This is a genomic window from Mycobacterium sp. (genome assembly GCF_036488105.1).
Lineage (GTDB): Bacteria > Actinomycetota > Actinomycetes > Mycobacteriales > Mycobacteriaceae > Mycobacterium.
Window position 1 is genome coordinate 1 of the sequence record NZ_DASXHW010000338.1, and the last position, 6,607, is coordinate 6,607.

A 6,607-nucleotide genomic window follows, 5' to 3' on the forward strand; every position below is an offset into this window, starting at 1 on the left:
ACAGCCTGGACCCGAAGGCCGACTACGGCCCGCTCGTCACCGATGCCGCGCTCAAGCGGGTCCGCGACTACATCGGCCAGGGCGTCGAGGCGGGTGCCGACCTGGTGGTCGACGGCCGCGAGCGCACCACCGATGAGCTGAGCTTCGATGACGCCAGCCTGGAGAAGGGCTTCTTCATCGGGCCCACGCTCTTCGACCACGTCACCACCGAGATGTCGATCTACACCGACGAGATCTTCGGCCCGGTCCTGTGCATCGTGCGCGCACACGACTACGAAGACGCGTTGCGGCTGCCGACCGAACACGAATATGGCAACGGAGTGGCGATTTTCACTCGCGATGGCGACGCCGCCCGCGACTTCGTGTCCCGCGTCCAGGTGGGCATGGTCGGGGTCAACGTACCGATCCCGGTACCGGTGGCCTACCACACGTTTGGCGGCTGGAAGCGGTCCGGCTTCGGCGATCTCAACCAGCACGGCCCCGCGTCGATCCAGTTCTACACCAAGGTCAAGACCGTGACGGAGCGCTGGCCATCGGGCATCAAGGACGGCGCCGAATTCACCATCCCGACAATGAAGTAGCCCTGGTGACTCAACTCTTCGGCCTGGACGACGACGAACGGGTCATCACCGAGACGGCGGCCGCGTTCGCCGCCAAGAAGCTTGCCCCGTACGCGCTGGAATGGGATGCCGCTCATCACTTTCCGGTCGACGAGCTACGGGAAGCGGCGAGCCTCGGCATGGCGGCCATCTATTGTCGCGACGACGTGGGCGGCAGCGCGCTGCGCCGTTTGGACGGGGTGCGGATCTTCGAGCAGCTCGCGACGGCGGACCCGACGACCGCGGCATTCCTCTCGATCCACAACATGTGTGCCTGGATGATCGACGCGTTCGGCACCGACGAGCAGCGCAAGGGCTGGGTGCCGCGGCTGGCATCGATGGACGCCATCGCCAGCTACTGCCTGACCGAACCCGGCGCCGGCTCGGACGCCGGCGCGTTGAGCGCCAAGGCGGTCAAGCACAACGGTGACTATGTGCTCGACGGCGTCAAGCAGTTCATCTCCGGCGCCGGCACCTCGGACGTGTACGTGGTGATGGCCAGAACCGGCGGCACCGAAACGCCCGGCCCGCGCGGCATCTCGGCGTTCATCGTCGAAAAGGGAACCCCAGGATTGAGTTTCGGCGCACACGAAGAGAAGATGGGCTGGAACGCACAGCCGACCGCGCAGGTGGTGCTCGACGGGGTGCGGGTGCCCGCCGACGCGATGCTCGGCGGCGTCGACGGCGAGGGCGGCGGCTTCGCCATCGCGATGAACGGCCTCAACGGCGGCCGGATCAACATCGCGGCCTGCTCGCTGGGCGGTGCGCAGGCCGCGTATGACAAGGCCGCAACCTATGTCGCGCATCGCGAGGCGTTTGGGGCTCCCCTGCTCGACGAGCCCACCATCCGGTTCACCTTGGCCGACATGGCCACCGCGCTGGAGACGTCGCGACTGATGTTGTGGCGGGCGGCCGCGGCACTGGACGGCGACGACGACGACAAAGTCGAACTGTGCGCGATGGCCAAACGGTATGTCACCGATGCGTGTTTCGACGTGGCCGACAAGGCTCTGCAATTGCACGGCGGCTACGGCTATCTTCGCGAGTACGGTCTGGAGAAGATCGTGCGCGATCTCAGGGTGCACCGCATCCTGGAGGGAACCAACGAAATCATGCGGGTGGTCATCGGCCGAGCCGAAGCCGCCCGGGTCCGCGCCAGCGCCTAGGAGGGCCAGAGCAGATGTCCACGGTCGCGTTTTTGGGGCTCGGCCACATGGGCGGTCCCATGTCGCAGAATCTGGTCGACGCCGGCCACACCGTGCGGGGCTTCGACCCCTTTCCCGCAGCCGCCGAAGCCGCCGCCGGCCACGGTGTCGTGGTGTTGGACAGCGGTGCGGATGCGGTCGCCGGGGCGGACGTCGTCATCACGATGCTCCCGCACGGCGACGCGGTCAAACGCTGCTACGCCGAGATCCTGCCGGCGGCAGCTGATGGCGCGCTATTCATCGACAGCTCAACCATTTCCGTCGATGACGCCCGCGAAGTCCACGCGCTGGCGGGTTCGCACGGGGTGGCCCAACTCGACGCACCGGTCTCCGGCGGGGTCAAGGGCGCTGTCGCCGGCACCCTGGCCTTCATGGTCGGCGGTGACGACGATGCGCTAGAGCGGGCACGCCCGGTGCTGGAGCCGATGGCGGGCAAGATCATTCACTGCGGCGCGAGCGGCGCCGGTCAGGCCGCCAAGGTGTGCAACAACATGGTGCTGGCGGTGCATCAGATCGCGATCGGCGAAGCATTTGTGCTGGCCGAAAAGCTCGGGCTGTCGGCACAGTCGCTGTTCGACGTGATCACCGGCGCGACCGGAAACTGCTGGGCGGTGCACACCAACTGCCCGGTGCCCGGCCCAGTGCCGACCTCGCCGGCCAACAACGACTTCAAACCCGGCTTCGCCACCGCGCTGATGAACAAAGACCTCGGGCTGGCGATGGATGCGGTCAACTCGACCGGCTCGACGGCGCCACTGGGTAGCCACGCCGCCGACATCTACGCGAAATTCGCAACGACCAACGCCGACAAGGACTTCAGCGCCATTATCGAGACGCTACGGGGCTAGGCGGCCTGCCGGATCCACCAGCGTCGGTGCGCTTGCTGACAACTGGCCGCCGATAACAGGCTGCTGTCAACGAATACCGCAGGCAGCCCCGCGGCGGCCGATGTGCGCAGGCCGTAATCCGAGCCGGTGACGGCCAGCGCGGCCCGCGGCGTTATTCCGAGCTCCCACAACGCCAGCCGGTACAGCTCGCCGCTGCGAGCAAGAGCCGTGTCGGGTTCGGGTAAGTCGTCGATGGTCACGATGGTCTCCACGAGACCATCACCGAGAAGTTGCCGCACCTGCGTTTCAACCTCGGCCCGTGGCCGGGTGCTCACCACGCTGACCCAGATGCCCGCGACGAACAGGCTCATCACCGCATCGACGAGATCGGTCCCGGGACCGTCATGTCCGACGTCGGGCAGCGCGGTGTCAGCGTCGAAGATCACCGCGCGCAGAACCTCGGCTTCGGTCCGCGCTTCTCGGTCCCACCAAAAACTCCGGGTTGGACGAGTCTGACCCTTGGCTCGCACGCCCACAGGGTGCCCCGAATCGGGTTGCCCAGCCTCCCCCATTAGGGGGATTCGCGTGACCAACTTGCATACTGTGGTGCCATGGCGGCGCCGGTACGACTTGTCCTCGTCGATGACCACGAGATGGTCATCGAAGGACTCAAGGCGATGCTGGCCGCGTTCAAGGACCGGGTGCAGGTTGTCGGCCAGGCGGTCGGCGCGGATCGCGCCGTCGAGGTCGTCGACGACCTGCAGCCCGATGTGGTGCTGTGCGATGTGCGCATGCAGGGCTCCAGCGGACTGGACCTGTGCAAGTCGTTGCGCGAGCGCGACGCAGACCGCAAAGTTGTGATGCTGTCGGTCTACGACGACGAGCAGTACCTGTATCAGGCGCTGCGGGTGGGCGCGAGCGGATACCTGCTGAAAAGCATCAACAGCGACGAGTTGGTCCGCCAGCTGGAATTGGCCCATCACGGCGACACCGTGATCGACCCGGGAATGGCGGCGCGCGCGGCCGACGCCGCTGCCCGCATGCAGCGCGACGAATTCTGGCCCGGCGCCCGGCAGGGGCTGACACAGCGCGAGAGCGAAATCCTGTCGTGCATGGTCAACGGGCTGTCCAATCGCGGCATCGCCAACAAGCTGGTGATCGGCGAGGAGACGGTCAAAAGTCATTTGCGCGCGATCTATCGCAAGCTCGGGGTCAACGACCGCACCGGCGCGGTGGCCACCGCGCTGCGCGAGGGCATATACCAGTGACCACAGCACCCGACAGCGGCGCCCGCGGCTCGCACGCGGTGCGCGATCTCGTCGGCTCTGATCGGGAATTGGCGCTGCTGCGGGAACTCATCCAGGCCGCCTCGACCGGGCCAGGGGTGGGACCGCTGGCCGCCGCCGCGGCGCGGATGATCACCGCGGCCACCGGAACCGACGTGTGTTTCGTGCACGTGCTCGACGACAGCGACCGCTCACTCACCCTCGCCGGTGCCACGCCTCCGTTCGACGGCCAAGTGGGAAAGATCCGGCTGCCGTTGGGATCCGGAATTTCCGGCTGGGTGGCCCAGCATCGTGAGCCCGTTGTCATCACCCACGACAAGGAAGCCGACCCGCGTTACCTGCCGATCCAGTCGCTGCGCGGACGCGACTTCACCTCGATGGTGTCGATGCCGATGGAAACCGATCCCGGCGGGCTGGTCGGCGTGCTCAACGTGCACACCGTCGCCCGCCGCGAATTCACCGACGGCGACGTCGAGCTGCTGCGCGTGATCGGCCGGCTGATCGCCGGCGCCATGCATCAGGCCCGGTTGCACCGGCAGCTGGTGGCCAGGGAGCGGGCCCACGAACTTTTCGTCGAGCAGGTGATCGAGGCACAGGAAATCGAACGTCGCCGCGTCGCAGGCGATATCCACGACGGCATCTCGCAACGTCTGATCACGCTGTCTTACCGCCTCGACGCGGCGGCGCGCGCGGTCGGCGACGATCCCACCGAGGCATCCAGTCAACTCGCCGAGGCGCGGGCGTTGGTCGGCTTGACGCTGGGCGAAGCCCGCGCGGCGATCAGCGGACTGCGCCCACCGGTCCTCGACGATCTGGGCCTGGCGGGTGGGCTGGCCAGCCTCGCCCGGTCGATACCGGACTTGGCCGTGGAGCTCGAGCTGGCCGACGTCCGGTTGCCCGAGCACATCGAGATCGCCCTCTACCGGATTGCCCAAGAAGGTCTGCAGAACATCGTCAAACACGCAAACGCTTCGGTGGCCAGGCTGCGCTTCGCCCTCGACGACGACACCGCTCGGCTCGAAATCGCGGACAACGGAATAGGTTTCGACACCTTCGAGAATCCGCTGGGTGGCGACGAGATGGGTGGCTACGGCGTGCTGTCGATGGCCGAGCGCGCGGAGTTGGTCGGCGGCCGGCTGAACATTCGATCGCGGCCCGGCTCTGGGACGACGGTCACGGCGACGATCCCGATGCCCTCGCTCATCGACTAGAAGTCGCCGGCGCTGTGGCGCAATGTCTCGATCGACGACACCAGCGCCTGCGACTCACTGTCGGACATTCCGATATCGCAGAACACCTGCTCGTTGAGCGTGACGGTGGCGTCCTCGACGGTCGAGCGGCCCAGGTCGGTGATCCGCACCAGCGTGGTTCGGCCATCGGTCGGGTGCGGCACACGTTGCACCAGATTGTTGGCCTCCAGTCGGCGGATGGCGTGCGTGACGCTGGTCACGTGCACCTGCAACCGGTCGGAGGCCTTGGTGATCGGCAACGCCCCGCTGCGACTGAACGCCAGCAATCGCAACAACTCGAATCGGGAGAAGCTCAGATCGTAAGGGCGCAATGCGTTTTCGACGCGGGCGAGCAGGATCTGGTGGGCCCGCATCACCGACGTCACCGCGACCATGCCGTCGGCCACGTCACCCCACCCGGCGCGTTCCCAGTTCGCTCGCGCGACAGCGATCGGATCGCGGGTGTCGGCTTTGCCGCGGTCACTGGATGGGGCCACGCCCTTTCATACCGCACTTGCGGTCACGACGCGGGCGTCCTCGGCCCTACGCCAGGGACTTTTCCACCGCGCACAGCACTGCCAGCGTCGACTGCAGTTCACCGATGGTGATCCGCGCGCCACCGTCGGGGTAGCAGCGGACCTGCAGGCCGGCTTCGGTGAAGACCTCGTTCCAAGGCCGCTGGGCCTTTGGCAGGTAGACGAAGTTGGCGTGCGAGTCCGTGCTGTAGACACCCATCGCCATCAGTCGCAGCCGCAGATGGTTGCGCTCCGACGTGATTCGGCGAATACGCCGCGAAAGCTGGGCTTCGGCGTCGTACGACGCAGCGACCGCAGCGACGGTGACGCTGCTCATGCCGAACGGCAACTGCATGGTCCACAGCCTGCCCGCCAACTCGGGTGCGGCGAATCCGTAGCCGATCCGTAAACCGGCAAGTCCATAGGCTTTGGAGAAGGTCCGCAGCACAACAACATTCGGGAAGCGCCGGACCAGATCCGGCCCGTCGATCCGGTACCGGGAGGCGACGAATTCGATGTAGGCCTCGTCGAGCAGCACGACGGTGTCGCTGGGGACCTGGCTCAAGAACCATTCGACCGACCAACTCGGCTCCAGTGTTCCGGTCGGATTGTGCGGTCGGCACAGCACCACCACGCGCGCATCGGCCGCCGCCTCGGCCATGGCCGCGAGGTCCTGATAGCCGTGCTTGTCGAGCGGGACGGTGACCTGGGTCAGCCGGGCCATCTGCGCGAAGATCGGGTAGCCGTCGAAAGTCGGTGTGCTCATGACAATCCGGTCACCGGGCCGGGTCACCGCGTGCAACACCTGCAAGGCCACCCCCGATGCTCCCGCCCCGAGCACCACCTGGTCCTCGTCCACCCCGACCCGGTCAGCGATCATTCGCCGCAACTGTCCGGGCAGGAACTCCGGATAACGATTGGCCACGTCGAGGCAGTGGTCCAACGC

8 protein-coding genes are annotated in these 6,607 nt (G+C 66.7%); 5 read left to right on the forward strand and 3 right to left on the reverse strand.

Features of this window, described 5'->3' with window-relative positions; genetic code table 11:
• The 3 genes from VGH54_RS18320 to mmsB all read left to right on the forward strand — a co-directional run.
• Nucleotides 1-581: aldehyde dehydrogenase family protein (locus VGH54_RS18320; RefSeq protein WP_331513501.1), on the forward strand; the 581-nt coding region annotated here is incomplete at its 5' end.
• Nucleotides 582-586: 5 nt separating this feature from the next.
• Nucleotides 587-1,765 carry an acyl-CoA dehydrogenase family protein gene (locus VGH54_RS18325; protein ID WP_331513502.1) on the forward strand — a complete coding sequence of 393 codons (1,179 nt, stop codon included), beginning with the start codon at nucleotides 587-589 and terminating at the stop codon, nucleotides 1,763-1,765.
• Between the two features lie 14 nt (nucleotides 1,766-1,779).
• The gene (gene mmsB, locus VGH54_RS18330) at nucleotides 1,780-2,652 is read left to right on the forward strand and encodes a 3-hydroxyisobutyrate dehydrogenase (RefSeq protein WP_331513503.1); all 873 of its coding nucleotides are present in this window, start codon (nucleotides 1,780-1,782) and stop codon (nucleotides 2,650-2,652) included.
• Here the strand turns inward: mmsB and VGH54_RS18335 are convergent.
• Nucleotides 2,649-3,161 (reverse strand): haloacid dehalogenase, encoded by a 513-nt coding sequence (locus VGH54_RS18335; RefSeq protein ID WP_331513504.1) that lies wholly within the window; start codon nucleotides 3,159-3,161, stop codon nucleotides 2,649-2,651. The two genes, mmsB and VGH54_RS18335, sit on opposite strands and share 4 nt — an antisense overlap.
• A gap of 81 nt (nucleotides 3,162-3,242) precedes the next feature.
• Between VGH54_RS18335 and VGH54_RS18340 the strand changes: the two genes are divergently transcribed.
• Both VGH54_RS18340 and VGH54_RS18345 read left to right on the forward strand, forming a co-directional pair.
• Complete coding sequence (locus VGH54_RS18340; protein ID WP_331513505.1) at nucleotides 3,243-3,899, forward strand: response regulator transcription factor; 657 nt, start codon at nucleotides 3,243-3,245, stop codon at nucleotides 3,897-3,899.
• Complete coding sequence (locus VGH54_RS18345; protein ID WP_331513506.1) at nucleotides 3,896-5,128, forward strand: GAF domain-containing sensor histidine kinase; 1,233 nt, start codon at nucleotides 3,896-3,898, stop codon at nucleotides 5,126-5,128. The genes VGH54_RS18340 and VGH54_RS18345 overlap by 4 nt, the downstream gene beginning before the upstream one ends.
• Here VGH54_RS18345 and VGH54_RS18350 read toward each other — a convergent pair.
• Nucleotides 5,125-5,643: a MarR family transcriptional regulator gene (locus VGH54_RS18350; protein WP_331513507.1), complete on the reverse strand. Its 519-nt coding sequence runs from the start codon at nucleotides 5,641-5,643 to the stop codon at nucleotides 5,125-5,127. The two genes, VGH54_RS18345 and VGH54_RS18350, sit on opposite strands and share 4 nt — an antisense overlap.
• 46 nt (nucleotides 5,644-5,689) lie before the next feature.
• A partial coding sequence (locus tag VGH54_RS18355; RefSeq protein ID WP_331513508.1) for an aminotransferase class I/II-fold pyridoxal phosphate-dependent enzyme occupies nucleotides 5,690-6,607 on the reverse strand: 918 nt, incomplete at its 5' end.

Excerpts from the sequence above, each read along its gene's own strand:
- mmsB (WP_331513503.1), top strand. The coding sequence starts at position 1,780 with ATGTCCACGGTCGCGTTTTTGGGGCTCGGCCACATGGGCGGTCCCATG.
- VGH54_RS18340 (WP_331513505.1), top strand. The coding sequence starts at position 3,243 with ATGGCGGCGCCGGTACGACTTGTCCTCGTCGATGACCACGAGATGGTC.